We start from the raw sequence: 17,186 nt of genomic DNA on the forward strand, positions 1-17,186 counted from the left end.
GTGCGTCACTTCCGTTTGGAGCGACTTTATTAATTTATCACATATCATAATGTAATGTCAACTGTTTTTTTAAATTATTTATTGGTGTTTCTTATAAATAATTCACTGCGTTTCAGCGACGTTTATTAATATACCAAGTTTATCGGGAGGGGTCAATACATTTCATGAACTTTTTTAAAAAATATTTCAAACACATTACCTCTTTAACACTCCCAACTCTTATTCAGCTAGCCGCACCCATCATTCACTAATAGGGCACAAATAGTAAAGCTCCCGTTCAGATACATACGGAAGCTGATTTTCATCAATATGTTTCTTTCTTATTCGTTGCCGTCTTCATATACTTTAGACATTCCCTATGACTGGCAAACCTTTTAAAGAGTGAAAATAAGATTTTGTACCGTTCATCCATTGCTCTCTTAACGATATGATCAATTCGAGAATCTTTTAGATCGAACAGTATTTCATCCATTTCTCTTTTTAACAAATACTCTATTTCTTGTTTCTCTCTGTCATTAATCATTAACCCCAGCAAGTATGTCACCCCTTAATGTTTGTATTTGTAGTTTTTTCCATTATAAGAAATTTATAATCATTTTTTTATAAGATAGATATTTTTTCCGGGGACATGCATATCTTTAGTAAAGATAGACGGTTGAACGGGGGGATGAAATATTGAATACGTTTCACACAGTTAATGCTAAGAAGTTAAAGCACATCAGTCTGATTATCGTGATTTCATTTTTTACTGCCTTGTTTGTATATAGCAGTAACCTTTCGACTCTTTCTGTTTTTAGTACGAAGGATGGACCGAAAGCGATCTACAGAGGGGAAAAGGGAGTCGCGATTACATTCAATATCGGTTGGGGAGATGAAAAAGCCAAGCCGATCCTTGATGAATTAAAGAAGATGAATGTCCAGTCCGCTACCTTCTTTCTTTCCGGAGCCTGGGCTGAGAGACACCCTGATTTAGTGGAGCAAATTGTGAAGCAGGGATATGAAATCGGAAATCTTGGCTATGCCTATACCGATTATACGGATATGGAACCAAATAAGATCAAGCAGGATATTTTAAAAGCCGATACCGTTTTTAAGAAGCTGAATGTAAAAGATGTGAAGTTATTACGCGTGCCAACGGGTCACTTTGATAAAGAAACATTGAAGGTAGCTGACTCTCTTGGACTTACTGTGGTTCACTGGAGTGTAGACTCTAAAGATTGGACGAATCCTGGTGTAGATGAAATTATCAATAATGTGAAGAAAGCCAAAAAAGGGGACATCATTCTCCTTCACGCATCGGATTCAGCTAAACAAACGAAATCCGCTTTACCTACCATTGTGAAAGAGTTGAAAGGAAAAGGTAACTTCATTACGGTTTCAGACATGATTTCAAACGGGGATGCCAAGTCTTCCCTCATACAGTAATAAAAGCCCGCTGATAAAGGGATCTCATCAGCGGGCTTTTATTTGTTTAACTCTTAGTCGGCTGCTTACGTTGTCTTTCCAATTGGGACTTCTCGATATATTTAGGAAGACGCAGAAGCTGGAATGCATTACATGCCAATAAGGCGAGCAGCATAAGGTACAGCCATTTAACGGAATTCACCAGTAGGACCGGCAACCATTCCAGTGTCGTTACAACTATCATAAAGAATAAGGCAGACACAAATGTGTTCGTCTTGGCTTCTGATTGCTGATTCTTCATATAAGCTACGATTAAGCCAACGACCAGGATTCCGATTCCCAGAAAAATATAAGGCGTATACGACTCACCTTCCTCAGCGAAAGCTCTGAATCGGAAGTAGATTAAATCAAACAGGACAAGGGCAATCAGTACCACTTGAACAGGATTCCATAAGCTCTTAAACATTCCCATCCCGAATTGATGGATGGTTAAATAAGCGAAATAACCCATCTGACTGATTACACTAAATGTGAAACCTACAAATATAAACCAAAGTAGACTTGATAATATTCCAATCACGTCTCCGTCTTGAATGTATGGTCCGAACTGATCCCATCTAATGAGAAGTGCGGCTCCACCAGTCACAGCTCCACCAATCACTAACGTATGAATAAAAAAACGAATCCAATTGCGGATGGTCACTTCTATTTTCCTCCAAATAAAAAAATATACACTCTTTTGATTGTACCAACGCTACTATAAAAAATCCAGGTTCCAGTTTTCCTTGTGTATATTTTTTTCGTTTTTTCTCATATTAAGGGTAAGGGAATTTGTATGGAAGGAGCCTACCCATGAAAAGATATTCCTTTCTTTTTCTACTGTCGATTCTTCTTCTATCCGCTTGTGGCGGTGGTGGAGATACAGGCAGTGGTAAAATGGATTATGAAGAAACCAAGAAAATGGTTGTCGATATATTAAAGACCGACGATGGAAAAAAAGCGATTCAAGAAGTCATGTCTGATGATAAAATGAAATCAGAGCTTATTATGGACCAAGGGGTTGTGACGGATACGATTTCGAAGACGTTAACCTCTGAAAAAGGAACTGAATTCTGGAAGAAATCCTTCGAAGACCCTAAGTTTGCCGAAGCGATGGCTAAAAGCATGAAGGATGGAAATGAAAAATTGCTCAAAGACCTCATGAAGGATCCCGAGTATCAAGGAATGATGATGGATCTATTAAAGGACCCTGAATTCAAGAAGGAACTGACTGAAGCATTAAAAAGCCAAGAATATAGGGAACATCTGCAAAAAGTCATTACGGAAACATTTGAAAGCCCTCTGTTTAAGGCTAAGATTCAGGATGTATTATTGAAGGCTGCCGGTGAAATGAAAGAAGGCGGTAAAACTGGCGGTGGTGAACAAGGCGGCGGAGAATCCGGCGGTGGCGGAGAATCTGGAGATTCTGGAGGTACCGGTAGCGGTGGCGGAGGCCAATAAATTTTTAAAAAGGACAAATGCGGGGTAATCCTCAGCATTTGTCCTTTATTAAGTTTCATTAAGATAGTTTTTCAATCACTTTATGAGCGATGTCACCATAGATCTGCCCTAAACGGTGGTCCTCAGCGTAGATGGAAGGAGCAAAATCCTCTTCGTTCCAATCAGGCTGTTGAAGTGGAAGCTTGCCTAATAAATCGGTACGAAGTTCTTCCGTTAGCTTCTCTCCTCCGCCCTGACCGAATACGAATTCTTTTTCGCCTGTTAATTTACTTTCGAAGTAGGACATGTTCTCAACCACACCAAGAATGTCATGATCGGTTTGCAGTGCCATGGCACCTGCTCGAGCCGCTACGAATGCTGCTGTTGGATGCGGTGTTGTTACGATGATTTCCTTACAATGTGGAAGCATCGTGTGAAGATCTAGGGCAACGTCTCCTGTTCCCGGCGGCAGGTCCAGCAGTAAATAGTCCAGTTCTCCCCACTCTACTTCTGAGAAGAAATTATTCAGCATTTTCCCGAGCATCGGGCCTCTCCAAATAACGGGAGCATTGTCTTCTACAAAGAAGCCCATAGAGATGACTTTTACACCAAAACGTTCTACCGGAATAATTCTTTCTCCCCGAACAACCGGTCGTTTCACGATTCCCATCATATCCGGAACACTGAACCCGTAAATATCCGCATCCACGAGCCCGACTTTTTTGCCTTGACGGGCCAACGACACAGCTAAGTTAACAGAAACCGTTGACTTTCCTACTCCGCCTTTTCCGCTGGCAATCGCGATAAAGGTTGTTTTACTTGCAGGTGATAATAAATCAGTTCCTTGAACACCGGATCCTCTATGCTTTTCAAGCTCTTCCTGCGGAAGATCCGTGAACCGGATCCCGACAGATTCCGCTCCGTTATCCTTTAAGACTTGTACGATCTTTTGTTGGAATTGCATTTGTTCACCAGTACCTGTCTTGGCAATGGCGATCTTAACGCTTACATGCTTCTTTTCTTCCTTAATTGAAATGTCTGCGATACCGTTTGTTTCTTCTAACGTTTTATTTAAAAAAGGATCTTTTAATCCAAATAAAAGTTCGCGTGTCTGTTGTTCAGTTAACATGAATAACCACCCTTTTCTATGTATTCGTTTTCAATCAATCTGCTTTCAGTATAACATATTCTTAGTTGAATGAATGATCAAAAGGTTTTGAATGCTTTTGTTGAATAATAATATGATTCATTAAAAAAAGCTGAGAGGTTATTCCTCATCAGCTTTTTCTTTGTCTTCATCTTCCATTGTTAAATAATTGAGAACTCCCTGGTATACAGAGGCAGCGATTTTTTGCTGGTAGTCTTCTTTAAGTAAGTCAGCCCGCTCGCCCGGATTGGATAAAAACCCGATTTCCACTAATGCTCCTGACTTTTTGGCGTGTTTTAAGATATACACATTTTGAAGGCCCTTCGCTTCACGTGTCGTGTTTTCTAAATTACGTATAAGTTCCCCTTGAATGGCTTTTGCAAGGGCTTTATTTTCTTTATACTTTGGATTATAGAATGTTTGGGCACCGCTCCACTTAGCAGATGGAATGGAGTTCAGATGGATACTTAAAAATATGTCTGCTTCAGATTCATTGATTAAGCTTAGCCTCTTCTTTAAATCCTCCACTTTTCGGCGGCTGTATCCTTTGGTTCCTTCATCGGCAAGATCTTCGTCTTTTTCACGTGTCAGGATCACGAGAGCCCCTTGTTCCTGGAGATAATCTCTTATCATCAGAGACACATTTAAAGCAATGTCCTTTTCAAGGGCATCCTGATCACCAGCCCCACCGTCCGGCCCGCCATGCCCGGGATCTATATAGATAATTTTACCTGATAAGGGGAGATTCCAGGAATCCCACGTATCCTTGTCCAGAATCTTATATTGAATAATGAATAATAATATAGCCAGTGCAGAAATCATCCCGATAACCTTTAGTTTCTGAATCATTCCAGTCCTCCCATTTCCAGTTTCAACCCGGAGTAAAACCTCTTTTAGCTCCGCTGTCCTTACTAAAAAATATGGGACAAGAATGATTTTTAGAACTGAAATGATTAATTCAAACGCAGTTTATGACGCTTGATCCCCTTTTCATACCCTTCTGACCACCATGTTTCCACAAAGTGCTCGCAGCAGAAATAAAAGGATTCATCCACTTGGTTCGAGACGCCCATCTCAGACCAATACAACCAGAAATTATAAAGTGTATCAATAAAGTGTTTTAATTCTTCCTCGCACCGCTTTTTCACGACGTCGGCGGGTTCGCCAGTATAACCAAACCTGCTGACCTTTCCACCGAGCAGATAGGCTTCAATGGCCACATCAAAGCATGCCTCATCAAAGCCCTGCTGCATAAATACGCCGCCTTGAACCTTTATATATCCAAAATGCTTTCGGACACTCTCCTGAAGCATTTTAATCGAAATCTCTTTCAGCAATGTTCTTTCCGTCTTAATTTGCTTTTCTCTTCTCTTTGTATTGAAAGTTGTAATAACGTTCAAAGATCATCCACCCCTTTGAACGTATTTTCCTACTTAACACAACACTTCATTCGAGTAACTGTTACCAATTTTTTTGAGGGACGGACCTCCAGTTTTAATCCTTTGAAGGGGATGAATCCATGTATGAGCTGGTGAGAACACCTGATATTTGGTGAAGTTGGAGGTCCGTCCCTCAAACCCAACAAAAAAAGCCCAACCGATAAGAATCGGTTGGGCTTTTTTTTGAGATAATAATTAACGCTTAGAGAATTGTGGCGCGCGACGTGCACCTTTAAGACCGTATTTTTTACGCTCTTTCATACGAGAGTCACGAGTTAATAATCCAGCGCGTTTTAGAGTTCCACGGTACTCAGGGTCTGCTTGTAGTAAAGCACGAGCGATTCCGTGACGGATCGCACCAGCTTGACCAGAATAGCCTCCACCATGAACGTTTACTAAAACGTCATAGTTACCAAGAGTTTCAGTTGCAACTAGTGGTTGCTTAATTACTTCTCTTAGTGCTGCGAATGGGATATATACTTCTACTTCACGATCATTGATAACAATGTTTCCGTTACCTGGTACTAAACGTACACGAGCTACTGAGCTCTTACGACGACCAGTTCCGTAATATTGAACTTGAGCCAAGATAATAACCTCCTCTTATTAATTATCCACGAAGTTCGTAAACTTCAGGTTGTTGTGCTTGATGCGGGTGCTCTGCTCCAGCATATACATGTAATTTCTTGAACATTTGACGACCTAGAGAACCTTTTGGAAGCATACCTTTGATAGTAAGCTCTAACATTTTCTCTGGGTAGTTTGTACGCATTTCTAATGCTGTACGTTGTTTTAAACCACCTGGGTGATTAGTGTGACGGTAGTAGATCTTGTCCGTAAGCTTTTTCCCAGTTAGTTCAATTTTTGAAGCATTAAGAATGATTACATGATCACCAGTGTCAACATGTGGTGTGAATGTTGGTTTGTGTTTGCCGCGTAGAATAGAAGCAACTTCACTAGCTAAACGTCCTAGAGTTTTGCCTTCAGCATCTACAACGAACCATTTACGATCGATTTCGTTGGCTTTTGCCATATACGTTGTACGCATGATTTAACCTCCTATTTAATGAATCCGTAGTATTTATTTTCTAATCACAATAAGTTTCCGGGGCTTATCGTGGGGTTAATAACATACCATATGCTATATTATCTTGTTCCCAGTCTATTGTCAAGAGAATGTTACACCAGGATTAGTTGTTTTAGAATTTTTTTTTGAAAGGAATATAAATTCCTATTTCACAATAGGTTCATAGTCGACCTTCCACAGATAAAGTCCGTGAGGAGGTGCAGTCTTCCCTGCCCGATTACGATCCCTGGCATCCAGTATCCCAGGAACCTCTTCTACTTGGATATTTCCAGAACCCACCTCTAATAATGTACCAACCAGTATCCTCACCATATTATAGAGAAATCCATTTCCTACAAATGAAAAAATGATTTCTTCCCCGTGCTTCTGAATCTCAATATGGTGAATCGTTCTTACTTTATCTTCTACCTCTGTTTTAGCCGAACAAAAGCTCGTGAAGTCGTGCTCTCCGATTAGATGCCGTCCAGCATGCTCCATATCCGTTACAGATAAATTGTAAGGATAATGAAGGGCGTAGTGACGGTTAAACGGACTTCTCGCCTCTCCCGTATAAACACGGTAGCGATATTCCTTCTGTACGACAGAGAACCTTGAGTGGAATTCAGTTGGAACAAACTCAGCTTCTTTAACGGTTACTTCATCCGGTAAACGTGTGTTCAGCACGACCGGCCATTTCTCTTCAGGAATGAATAAGGGTGTATCAAAATGAAAAACCTGACCGTTCGCATGAACACCAGCGTCGGTCCTCCCCGACCCACTGATCCGGATTCTTTCTCCTTTATGGATTGTGGACAGAATATCTTCTATTAGCCCTTGGATGGTTCGCTGATTGGGTTGTACCTGATAACCATGAAAATAGGTGCCATCATAAGCGATGGTACACTTCACTCTCTGCATACACGACACTCCCGTTATCCTCTAAAAGTAATCAATACAACTGTTAAAAGGGCCAGCACTACTAAAGAACCCGTATCCTTCTTATGCCAGGATAACAGCCGATATTTCGTCCTGCCCTCTCCGCCTTGATACCCTCTTGCTTCCATGGCTGTTGCCAGGTCCTCTGCACGTTTAAAGGCACTGACGAAAAGAGGGATCAGTAAAGGGATGATGGCTTTGATCCGATCTTTGATAGGACCGGAAGAAAACTCAGCTCCCCTTGCAATTTGAGCCTTCATGATTTTATCCGTTTCCTCCATCAAAGTCGGAATGAATCGTAAGGAGATTGACATCATTAGAGCCAGCTCATGAACGGGAAACTTCACTTTTTTCAATGGGTTCAAAAGCGTCTCGAGACCGTCCGTAATCGTGATAGGGGAGGTCGTCAGCGTTAATAAAGACGTGACGAGAATCAGATAAAAGAATCGTAAAGAAATAAAGATCCCCTGCCTTAACCCCTCTTCATGAACAGATAACACGCCTAAGTCCAGGATGACGGGGCCTTCCTTGGTGAAAAACACGTGTAAAAAGAACGTAAACAGAATCAACCATAGGATAGGCTTCAATCCGCCGATAATAAAACGCAAGGAAAGATTAGAAAGTATGAGTGCGCTAAACGTAAATAGACCGAGCAGTGCATACGTAACTAAATTATTTGCCAGAAAGACGACACATATAAATCCAAAGATAAATAATAGTTTTGCCCTCGGATCCATTTGATGAAGGATGGATTTGGCAGGTACGTAGCGACCAAAGATCATTTTCTCCATCATAGGACTTCACCTCCGTCCCTGACTGTACGGATGGCTGAAGCTAATTCCTCTATCGTTAAACAGGTCTTCGGTAGCTTCTTCCCTGAACTGTGTTCAAATTGATATTGAAAACGAACGACGTCTGGCACGTCCAATCCCATCTTAAACAGTTCATCCGCTGAAGAGAATATCTCTTCAGGACTTCCTTTTCTCTTAAGATGGCCTTTCTGCATGATCACAATCTCTTCTGCATAATGAGCAGCGTCTTCCATGCTATGGGTGACGAGAATGGTCGTCAGTCCTTTTTCTTTATGAAGCTCATAGAACATGTCCATGATTTCACGTTGACCCCTTGGATCGAGTCCCGCAGTAGGTTCATCGAGTACAATGACCTCCGGATTCATAGCAAGTACACCTGCAATGGCTACACGTCTCATTTGTCCACCTGATAAATCAAAAGGGGATTTATTAAGTACTTCTTCTGAAAGTCCAACCTTTACGATCAGTTCCTTGGCTCTTCTTATCGCATCTTCTTCGGATACTCCAAAGTTCATTGGTCCGTAACAGATGTCTTTAAGTACGGTTTCTTCAAACAACTGATGCTCAGGAAATTGAAAGACGATGCCTACCTTCTGTCTGACCGGCTTTAAGCTTTTTGCCTTTTGATTGGCTTTTATTTGATGCTCTCCTACTTGGACAAGGCCCTCCGTAGGCTTTAACAGTCCGTTTAAATGCTGCAGGAGTGTTGATTTCCCTGAACCGGTGTGACCGATCACCGCGAGAAATTGACCTGTCGGGATGGAAAGATTGATATCTTGAAGGGCAAGTTTTTCGAATGGAGTGTTGAATGAATATCGGTATTCTACCTGTTGAAATGTGATTTGCATAACTCATTCACCAACTCTTCTTCTGTAAAATAGGTTTTAGACAAGGGAATACCTGCCTCTTTAAGGGCTCCAGAAAGCTTGATTGTAAAAGGAGAGTCCAGGCCCAGCTTGATTAACTCGTCCTCTAATAAGAAAATTTCCTCCGGGGTTCCTTCCTTAAAGACCGTCCCTTGATTTAATACAATCATTCGATCTGCTTTGGTCGCTTCCTCGAGGTCGTGGGTGATGGAGATCACCGTCAGGTTTTCTTCCTCTTTCAGCTTGCGTACTGTTTCAAGAACTTCTTTTCTTCCTTTGGGATCAAGCATCGATGTCGCTTCATCTAAGATGATGATCGATGGTTGAAGGGCTACGACCCCTGCGATCGCTACACGCTGCTTTTGACCACCTGATAAATGGTGCGGCTCTTGATTAAGAAAATCCTCCATATGGACACTTTTTAAAGCATCATTGACTCGCTGTACCATCGATTCATAAGGTACCCCATGGTTTTCTAACCCAAAAGCCACATCATCTTCTACTGTAGCACCAACAAACTGATTATCGGGATTCTGAAAGACCATACCCAGCTTTGAACGAATGTCCCAAATAGAGCTCTCCTCAAGAACGATCCCGTCCACCGTTACCCTCCCTTTCTCAGGAAAATGAAGTCCATTCAACATTTTGGCAAGAGTCGACTTACCGGATCCGTTATGACCCACAATCGCTAACCATTCACCTTGATTGACAGTCAGACTAATGCCTTTAAGGGCGTAGGAATTCTGATCAGGGTAACTGAAATGTACATCGTCTACTTTAATAATTCCCTTCAATTTCGTAACCTCCTCTACGCTCTTCCATACTCAGCTCTGCTCAAAAAAATCTCTGCATATAAAAAAAAGCCTGCACCCCAACCAAAGAAAAGAGATCTTTTCTTGTTCAACCATTGAACAGCTTCTATGAAAATAGAAGTTGGAAGGGATGCACGAGCTAGACGAGTCAGCCGGAGCTGCTCATCGTAACGCTCTGCTTTTCATCAACATGCACTTATACAAAAAGGGCAAAGAAGCAGTTAAGGATTAACTGTCCTGCCCTTAATGTTAGCAGTCACGAATTATTAAACTAATTCGATGATTGCCATTGGAGCACCGTCACCACGGCGAGGACCAACCTTCATAATGCGAGTATATCCGCCTTGACGCTCTGTGTAACGAGGAGCGATGTCAGAGAATAACTTTTGTAGAGCATCTTGGTTGTTTTCAGCGTTTGCAACTTCTTTACGAATGAATGCACCAGCTTGACGACGCGCGTGAATGTCACCACGTTTACCTAAAGTGATCATTTTTTCCACAACTGAACGAAGCTCTTTCGCACGAGTTTCAGTTGTTTCGATGCGCTCGTTAATGATTAGGTCTGTAGCTAAATCACGTAGCATTGCTTTACGTTGAGCGCTGGTACGTCCTAACTTTCTGTAAGCCATTAAGGGTTCCCTCCTTTGTTGAATCTATATATGAAAGAAGATGTTATCAGTCGTCTTTACGTAAGCCAAGTCCAAGGTCTTCAAGTTTAACTTTAACCTCTTCAAGTGATTTACGTCCTAAGTTACGCACTTTCATCATATCTTCTTCTGTCTTGTTAGCAAGCTCTTGAACAGTATTGATTCCAGCACGCTTCAGGCAGTTATAAGAACGAACAGAAAGATCTAATTCTTCGATCGTCATCTCAAGAACTTTTTCTTTTTGGTCTTCTTCTTTTTCTACCATGATTTCAGCATTCTGCGCTTCATCTGTAAGGCCAACGAAAATATTTAAGTGTTCTGTTAGAATCTTAGCACCTAAAGAAATAGCTTCTTTTGGTCCAATACTTCCATCAGTCCATACATCAAGAGAAAGTTTATCGTAGTTCGTCATTTGACCAACACGAGTATTTTCTATTTGATAGTTAACGCGTGAAACTGGAGTGTAAATAGAATCGATTGGGATCACGCCAATAGGAAGATCCTCACGTTTGTTCTGGTCTGCTGGTCTATATCCACGTCCACGGGATGCGCTTAAACGCACACGGAAGTGTCCACTCTTAGATAATGTTGCGATGTGTAAATCAGGATTTAACACTTCAACATCACTATCATGAGTAATATCAGCAGCCGTTACAACTCCTTCGCCCTGTACATCAATTTCTAGCGTTTTTTCTTCATCAGAGTAGATCTTTAACGCTAACTTCTTGATATTCAAAATGATGGATGTGACATCCTCTACGACGCCTTCAATTGTTGAAAACTCATGCAGTACTCCATCTATTTGAATAGATGTGACAGCAGCACCTGGGAGTGACGATAGTAGGATACGACGTAAGGAGTTACCCAAAGTTGTACCATATCCACGCTCAAGTGGTTCTACGACGAACTTTCCATATGTGGCATCATCGCTGATCTCAACCGTTTCAATTTTTGGCTTTTCAATTTCGATCATTAATATTTACCCTCCTTCAAAACGTCGAAACTCCGGGCTAAATAAGTTAAAGTCCGAAATTCCCCATGTTTACGTTCCCTATTGTGCACCAACAACTGGTTACTTTTCTGAATGAACGTATCTTGTATCATATCCCATTATAGACAACGATACAAAATTTATACAGAAAAATTAAACGCGGCGACGTTTTGGTGGACGGCATCCATTATGAGGAACTGGAGTAACGTCTCTGATTGCAGTAACTTCTAGACCTGCTGCTTGAAGAGCACGGATAGCTGCTTCACGACCAGCACCAGGACCTTTAACTGTTACTTCAAGAGTTTTTAAACCATGTTCTTGAGAAGCTTTCGCTGCAGTTTCAGCTGCCATTTGCGCTGCGAATGGAGTGGATTTACGAGAACCTCTGAATCCTAGTGAACCTGCACTTGACCAAGCAACAGCATTTCCGTGAACATCAGTAATAGTTACGATTGTGTTATTGAATGTAGAACGAATGTGTGCAATACCAGCTTCGATATTCTTTTTCACACGACGTTTACGAGTGTTTGTTTTACGTGCCATACTAAGAAGTAACCTCCTTTACCTATTATTTTTTCTTGTTAGCTACAGTCTTACGAGGACCTTTACGTGTACGAGCATTGTTCTTCGTATGTTGTCCACGAACAGGTAGTCCACGACGGTGACGAAGACCGCGGTATGAACCGATTTCCATAAGACGTTTGATGTTTAGTGATACTTCACGACGAAGATCACCTTCTACTTTTAATTTATCAACGATATCACGAATCTTTCCTAGTTCGTCGTCTGTAAGATCGCGAACGCGAGTATCCTCAGATACACCAGCTTCAGATAAGATTTTCGCTGCAGTATTTTTACCAATACCGTAGATGTATGTTAATGAAATGACAACACGTTTGTCACGTGGAATGTCTACACCAGCAATACGTGCCATAGTGATAGCGCACCTCCTTTAAGATTAGCCTTGTTTTTGTTTGTGTTTAGGGTTTTCACAGATAACCATAACTTTACCTTTTCTACGAATAACTTTACATTTTTCGCAGATTGGCTTAACAGATGGTCTAACTTTCATCTTATTCTAACCTCCTTAATAGTACGGAGTGCAATAGATTATTTATAACGATAAGTGATTCTACCACGAGTTAAGTCATACGGTGATAATTCTACTGTTACCTTGTCACCAGGTAGGATACGAATGAAATGCATACGGATCTTTCCTGAAACATGTGCCAGTACTGTATGACCATTTTCTAATTCTACCTTAAACATCGCATTGGGCAAAGTCTCGGCGACCTTACCTTCAACTTCAATTACATCATCCTTAGCCATCGAACATGTCTCCCTTCTTCTCATCATTTAACACTTCGTTAACAAACTTTGAAACGGCATAACGCAGTTTACCGTTCGTTACTCTTCCTGTTTCTATAATACTGTTTTGAACTTCTGGAGAAACATAGTCACACAAGTGAAGATGAGCGATGTTCTTTCGCTTGGCGCGATCAAACTTTCTTCGATCTCCATCTGCTATGAGTACAAAACGTTCATCCAATTGCTGAACAACGACCGAGTAGCTTCCAGTTTCTCTCCCTTTAAGGGTTTGAACAATCTGGCCAATCCTCGGAATCGTCGAATCCGACTCGATCAATCCAATCACCTTCACTTAGGCTTTCGTCAATATCTCATAGCCGTCTTCAGTAATTGCAATGGTGTGTTCAAAGTGCGCACACATTTTATCATCTACTGTGACGACTGTCCAGTTATCTGATAACGTCCTAACATATCGACTTCCTGCATTAACCATTGGTTCAATAGCCAGTACCATGCCAGGCTTTAAACGAGGACCTTTGTTGGGTGGTCCATAATGAGGAATTTGCGGGTCCTCATGTAAGTCTTGACCAACTCCGTGTCCCACATACTCTCGAACGATAGAAAAGCCATTAGCCTCAACAAATGTTTGTATACTATGAGAGATATTCGACAGACGCTCGCCTGGTTTAGCTTCCTTAAGTCCCAGAAATAATGATTCTTCCGTAACATCCAGAAGCTTCTGGGTTTCATCATCTATTGTTCCAACTGGGTATGTCCAAGCTGAGTCACCGTGATAACCGTTATATTTAGCACCGATATCGATGCTGATTATATCGCCATCCTTTAATACCCGATCGCCTGGAATTCCATGAACCAACTCATTGTTGACGGAAGCACAGATGCTGCCACGAAACCCATTATACCCTTTAAAAGATGGAATTGCATCATGTTTACGAATGAATTTTTCAGCAATTGCATCCAATTCCTTCGTCGATATTCCCGGAGAAATATGCTTTTGCAATTCCGCATGAGTTAATGCCACAATCTTTCCAGCTTGCCGCATAATCTCAATCTCTCTCGGAGTTTTCGAAATGATCATTATGAAAGGCCTCCAAGTAGTTCATCAATGTCATCAAACACTCTATGGATGTCTTGTTGACCGTCAATGTTTTTCAGATAGCCTTTATCTTCGTAGTAAGCCAATAGTGGTTGAGTTTGCTTGATGTTTACGTCTAAACGGTTTTGAACCGTTTCTTCGTTATCATCTGCGCGTTGATATAACTCGCCGCTGCAGCGATCACAAACGCCCTCTTCTGTTGGCGGATTAAAGACAAGATGATAAGTAGCGCCGCACTCTTTACAGATCCTGCGACCTGTCAAGCGCTCCATCAGGATGTCCTTATCTACATTTATATTAATGACATAATTCATTTTTTTACCAAGATCAGCCAGGATGTTTTCAAGTGCTTCTGCCTGAGCAACCGTTCTTGGAAACCCATCCAGTAAGAAGCCTTTTTCACAGTCCTCTTTGCTTAAACGTTCACGAACGATACCGATTGTTACTTCATCAGGAACAAGGTCGCCATTATCCATGAATGATTTAGCCTTCAAGCCTAGTTCAGTACCGCCTTTAATAGCTGCACGGAACATATCGCCAGTAGATATATGGGGGATACCATATTTATCTACGATCTTTTCAGCTTGAGTGCCTTTTCCTGCGCCTGGTAAGCCCATAAGAACTATATTCACTCTCGAACTCCCCCTAATTGTCTATAAAATGGCTTCAGGAACAATATGTTCCCGAAAACCCTCTTATTTAATAAATCCTTTGTAGTGACGTTTCACTAACTGCGCTTCCAGTTGCTTCATTGTCTCAAGTGCAACCCCTACTACGATGAGTAAGCTTGTTCCACCGATTTGAGCTGCAGGAGGTAATCCCGCAAAGTTAATGAAGAAAACAGGAAGAATCGAGATGACAGCTAAGAAGATTGCCCCAACAAATGTTAGACGATACAGAACGCGAGTGAGATACTCTTGTGTGGTTTTACCTGGACGAATACCAGGGATATATCCACCTTGCTTCTTCAAGTTTTCAGCCATTTGTTCTGGATTCACTTGAATGAAAGCATAGAAATACGTAAAGGCAACGATCAGAGCTACATAGATGATCATACCAACTGGTTTAGTGTAATCAAAGATGTACTGAATAGTACTTGTCACATCATTTTCTCCGAAGAAAGATGAAATGGTCTGTGGCGTAATTATGAAAGATATCGCAAAGATAACTGGAATAACACCCGCAGCATTTACCTTTAACGGTAGATGTGTTGATTGTCCACCAACCGGACTACGCCCCACTAAACGTTTTGCATATTGAATCGGAATTTTACGAAGTGCTTGTTGAATAAACACGACACCAACCACGATTGCAATAACTGCTAAAACAAGAAGTGCAAGAACCACAATTCGAAGGAAGAGCTGTTCGCCTGCCCCTTCAATTTGTTGAGCATAGATTTGGTTTACTGTGTTAGGGATAGCAGCAACGATACCTGCAAAGATCAGGATCGAAATACCATTCCCCACACCTTTAGCCGTAATTTGTTCACCTAACCACATAAGAAAAGCCGTACCAGCTGTTAGAACTAACGCTATTAGTAGGTACGTACTAACTCCAGGGCTTTGGATAAGCATTCCACCATATATTCTATTGAAACCATAGGACATACCTAAAGCTTGGATAAATCCGAGAACGATGGTGAAATAACGTGTGAACTGAGCTAATTTTCGGCGTCCGACTTCACCTTGCTTAGACCACTCTGTAAACTTCGGAACAACATCCATTTGCAGGAGTTGTACGATGATAGAAGCAGTAATGTAAGGCATAATTCCCATCGCAAAGATGGAGAAGTTTTGCAGTGCACCGCCACCAAATGTATTCAGGAACCCGAGAATTCCTGCCTGGTCTTGCATTTTCAATACATTAGCGTCTACGTTTGGTACCGGAATAAAGGTACCAAGACGGAAGACTATTAACATTAGAAGGGTGAAAATAATTTTATTTCTTATATCACCCACGCGCATAAAATTGGAGATAGTTTGAAACATTAGATCACCTCGGATGTACCGCCAGCAGCTTCGATAGCTTCTTTAGCAGTGGTTGAGAATTTTTGTGCTTTTACTGTAAGCTTTTTCTCGATTGAACCTTTACCAAGAATCTTAATTCCCGCTTTTTCGTTACTCACTACGCCAGTTTCTACAAGTAGAGCTGGAGTAACTTCTGTACCATCTTCGAAGCGATTCAATGCGTCAAGATTGACGATTGCATATTCTTTACGATTGATGTTTGTGAATCCACGTTTTGGTAGACGTTGGAATAATGGTGTTTGACCACCCTCAAAGCCAGGACGAGTTCCGCCACCTGAACGAGCGTTTTGTCCTTTATGACCTTTACCAGAAGTCTTTCCATTACCTGAACCAATACCACGTCCTACACGATTGCGGACTTTACGTGAACCTTCTGTAGGCTTTAACTCATGTAATTTCATGTCGGCACCTCCTTTTTTTCGAAAGAAATCGATTATTTTTCTGTAACCGTTACAAGGTGAGCAACTTTGTTGATCATACCGCGGATAGCAGCATTATCTTGTTGTTCAACTGTTTGATGCATTTTGCGAAGTCCTAAAGCTTCAACAGTTTTACGTTGATCTTGTGGACGACCAATTGTACTGCGAGTGAGGGTAATTTCTAGTTTGTTAGCCATCGTTATCCCTCCCTTATCCTAATATCTCTTCTACTGATTTACCACGTAATTTTGCAACGTCTTCAGCACGCTTTAATTGTTTTAAACCTTCGATAGTAGCGCGAACCATGTTAATTGGAGTGTTAGATCCTAAAGATTTAGATAGGATATCTTGAACACCAGCTAATTCAAGTACGGCACGAACAGGTCCACCAGCAATAATTCCTGTACCCGCAGAAGCAGGTTTGATCAGAATTTGACCAGCACCAAATCGTCCAGTTACTAGGTGAGGTGTTGTACCATCAACCATAGGAACTTCAATTAGATTTTTCTTCGCATCTTCAATCGCTTTACGGATTGCATCAGGTACCTCTTGAGCTTTACCCGTTCCGAAACCAACGTGACCGTTTTTGTCGCCTACTACTACAAGAGCAGCGAAACGGAAACGACGTCCACCTTTAACAACTTTCGCAACACGATTGATTGTAACTACGCGTTCTTCAAATTCTAGTTTACTTGGATCAATACGACGCATCTGGA

General features: G+C 41.4%; 26 protein-coding genes. 2 read left to right on the plus strand and 24 right to left on the minus strand.

The window, feature by feature from the left end; genetic code table 11:
• Positions 1-304: 304 nt before the first annotated feature.
• On the minus strand, positions 305-535 hold the full coding sequence (locus AC6CIB_RS22310) for a hypothetical protein (RefSeq protein WP_498284430.1): 231 nt from the start codon (positions 533-535) through the stop codon (positions 305-307).
• Positions 536-675: 140 nt separating this feature from the next.
• Here AC6CIB_RS22310 and pdaB point away from each other — a divergent pair, with 140 nt between their 5' ends.
• Positions 676-1,425: a polysaccharide deacetylase family sporulation protein PdaB gene (gene pdaB, locus AC6CIB_RS22315; protein ID WP_498284432.1), complete on the plus strand. Its 750-nt coding sequence runs from the start codon at positions 676-678 to the stop codon at positions 1,423-1,425.
• A gap of 46 nt (positions 1,426-1,471) precedes the next feature.
• Here pdaB and AC6CIB_RS22320 read toward each other — a convergent pair whose 3' ends face one another.
• Complete coding sequence (locus tag AC6CIB_RS22320; RefSeq protein WP_498284434.1) at positions 1,472-2,107, minus strand: KinB-signaling pathway activation protein; 636 nt, start codon at positions 2,105-2,107, stop codon at positions 1,472-1,474.
• 149 nt (positions 2,108-2,256) lie between these two features.
• Between AC6CIB_RS22320 and gerD the strand changes: the two genes are divergently transcribed.
• Positions 2,257-2,904, plus strand: a complete 648-nt coding sequence (gene gerD, locus AC6CIB_RS22325) for a spore germination lipoprotein GerD (RefSeq protein ID WP_498284436.1) — start codon at positions 2,257-2,259, stop codon at positions 2,902-2,904.
• A gap of 58 nt (positions 2,905-2,962) precedes the next feature.
• Here gerD and salA read toward each other — a convergent pair whose 3' ends face one another.
• From salA to rpsE, 22 genes are all read right to left on the minus strand, one after another.
• Positions 2,963-4,012 carry an iron-sulfur carrier protein/transcriptional regulator SalA gene (gene salA / locus AC6CIB_RS22330; protein WP_498284438.1) on the minus strand — a complete coding sequence of 350 codons (1,050 nt, stop codon included), beginning with the start codon at positions 4,010-4,012 and terminating at the stop codon, positions 2,963-2,965.
• Between the two features lie 138 nt (positions 4,013-4,150).
• Positions 4,151-4,879, minus strand: a complete 729-nt coding sequence (cwlD, locus tag AC6CIB_RS22335; protein ID WP_498284440.1) for an N-acetylmuramoyl-L-alanine amidase CwlD — start codon at positions 4,877-4,879, stop codon at positions 4,151-4,153.
• A gap of 104 nt (positions 4,880-4,983) precedes the next feature.
• Positions 4,984-5,430, minus strand: a complete 447-nt coding sequence (locus AC6CIB_RS22340; RefSeq protein WP_498284442.1) for a DUF2521 family protein — start codon at positions 5,428-5,430, stop codon at positions 4,984-4,986.
• Between the two features lie 234 nt (positions 5,431-5,664).
• A complete protein-coding gene (gene rpsI, locus AC6CIB_RS22345) occupies positions 5,665-6,057 on the minus strand; it encodes a 30S ribosomal protein S9 (RefSeq protein ID WP_482630783.1) in 393 nt (130 codons plus the stop codon).
• A 22-nt stretch (positions 6,058-6,079) separates the two neighbouring features.
• The gene (gene rplM / locus AC6CIB_RS22350; protein WP_498284444.1) at positions 6,080-6,517 is read right to left on the minus strand and encodes a 50S ribosomal protein L13; all 438 of its coding nucleotides are present in this window, start codon (positions 6,515-6,517) and stop codon (positions 6,080-6,082) included.
• Positions 6,518-6,700: 183 nt separating this feature from the next.
• Complete coding sequence (gene truA / locus AC6CIB_RS22355; RefSeq protein ID WP_498284446.1) at positions 6,701-7,453, minus strand: tRNA pseudouridine(38-40) synthase TruA; 753 nt, start codon at positions 7,451-7,453, stop codon at positions 6,701-6,703.
• Positions 7,454-7,467: 14 nt separating this feature from the next.
• Positions 7,468-8,265: an energy-coupling factor transporter transmembrane component T family protein gene (locus AC6CIB_RS22360; RefSeq protein ID WP_498284448.1), complete on the minus strand. Its 798-nt coding sequence runs from the start codon at positions 8,263-8,265 to the stop codon at positions 7,468-7,470.
• Complete coding sequence (locus tag AC6CIB_RS22365) at positions 8,262-9,131, minus strand: energy-coupling factor ABC transporter ATP-binding protein (protein WP_498284450.1); 870 nt, start codon at positions 9,129-9,131, stop codon at positions 8,262-8,264. Before AC6CIB_RS22365 ends, AC6CIB_RS22360 begins: the two co-directional genes overlap by 4 nt.
• Complete coding sequence (locus AC6CIB_RS22370) at positions 9,107-9,943, minus strand: energy-coupling factor ABC transporter ATP-binding protein (protein ID WP_498284452.1); 837 nt, start codon at positions 9,941-9,943, stop codon at positions 9,107-9,109. Before AC6CIB_RS22370 ends, AC6CIB_RS22365 begins: the two co-directional genes overlap by 25 nt.
• A 284-nt stretch (positions 9,944-10,227) precedes the next feature.
• Positions 10,228-10,590 (minus strand): 50S ribosomal protein L17, encoded by a 363-nt coding sequence (rplQ, locus tag AC6CIB_RS22375; RefSeq protein ID WP_034765940.1) that lies wholly within the window; start codon positions 10,588-10,590, stop codon positions 10,228-10,230.
• A gap of 46 nt (positions 10,591-10,636) precedes the next feature.
• Positions 10,637-11,581: a DNA-directed RNA polymerase subunit alpha gene (locus AC6CIB_RS22380; protein ID WP_034765941.1), complete on the minus strand. Its 945-nt coding sequence runs from the start codon at positions 11,579-11,581 to the stop codon at positions 10,637-10,639.
• 171 nt (positions 11,582-11,752) lie between these two features.
• Positions 11,753-12,142 (minus strand): 30S ribosomal protein S11, encoded by a 390-nt coding sequence (gene rpsK, locus AC6CIB_RS22385; protein ID WP_032085294.1) that lies wholly within the window; start codon positions 12,140-12,142, stop codon positions 11,753-11,755.
• 25 nt (positions 12,143-12,167) lie between these two features.
• On the minus strand, positions 12,168-12,533 hold the full coding sequence (rpsM, locus tag AC6CIB_RS22390; protein WP_034765943.1) for a 30S ribosomal protein S13: 366 nt from the start codon (positions 12,531-12,533) through the stop codon (positions 12,168-12,170).
• A 24-nt stretch (positions 12,534-12,557) separates the two neighbouring features.
• A complete protein-coding gene (rpmJ, locus tag AC6CIB_RS22395) occupies positions 12,558-12,671 on the minus strand; it encodes a 50S ribosomal protein L36 (RefSeq protein ID WP_003156543.1) in 114 nt (37 codons plus the stop codon).
• 38 nt (positions 12,672-12,709) lie between these two features.
• Positions 12,710-12,928 carry a translation initiation factor IF-1 gene (gene infA / locus AC6CIB_RS22400; RefSeq protein WP_034765945.1) on the minus strand — a complete coding sequence of 73 codons (219 nt, stop codon included), beginning with the start codon at positions 12,926-12,928 and terminating at the stop codon, positions 12,710-12,712.
• Entirely contained in the window at positions 12,921-13,244 is a 324-nt protein-coding gene (locus AC6CIB_RS22405) for a KOW domain-containing RNA-binding protein (protein WP_148971246.1), read from the minus strand. Before AC6CIB_RS22405 ends, infA begins: the two co-directional genes overlap by 8 nt.
• Positions 13,245-13,259: 15 nt before the next feature.
• Positions 13,260-14,006, minus strand: a complete 747-nt coding sequence (gene map, locus AC6CIB_RS22410; RefSeq protein ID WP_148971245.1) for a type I methionyl aminopeptidase — start codon at positions 14,004-14,006, stop codon at positions 13,260-13,262.
• Positions 14,006-14,656 (minus strand): adenylate kinase, encoded by a 651-nt coding sequence (locus AC6CIB_RS22415; RefSeq protein WP_498284456.1) that lies wholly within the window; start codon positions 14,654-14,656, stop codon positions 14,006-14,008. Before AC6CIB_RS22415 ends, map begins: the two co-directional genes overlap by 1 nt.
• A 63-nt stretch (positions 14,657-14,719) precedes the next feature.
• Complete coding sequence (gene secY, locus AC6CIB_RS22420; protein ID WP_113970898.1) at positions 14,720-16,012, minus strand: preprotein translocase subunit SecY; 1,293 nt, start codon at positions 16,010-16,012, stop codon at positions 14,720-14,722.
• Positions 16,012-16,452 (minus strand): 50S ribosomal protein L15, encoded by a 441-nt coding sequence (gene rplO, locus AC6CIB_RS22425; protein WP_113970897.1) that lies wholly within the window; start codon positions 16,450-16,452, stop codon positions 16,012-16,014. Before rplO ends, secY begins: the two co-directional genes overlap by 1 nt.
• Positions 16,453-16,484: 32 nt before the next feature.
• Positions 16,485-16,667 (minus strand): 50S ribosomal protein L30, encoded by a 183-nt coding sequence (rpmD, locus tag AC6CIB_RS22430; RefSeq protein ID WP_044340532.1) that lies wholly within the window; start codon positions 16,665-16,667, stop codon positions 16,485-16,487.
• Between the two features lie 13 nt (positions 16,668-16,680).
• The gene (rpsE, locus tag AC6CIB_RS22435; RefSeq protein WP_113970896.1) at positions 16,681-17,181 is read right to left on the minus strand and encodes a 30S ribosomal protein S5; all 501 of its coding nucleotides are present in this window, start codon (positions 17,179-17,181) and stop codon (positions 16,681-16,683) included.
• Positions 17,182-17,186: the final 5 nt, after the last annotated feature.

The sequence above is a fragment of the Rossellomorea sp. GQ25 genome, from assembly GCF_059758515.1.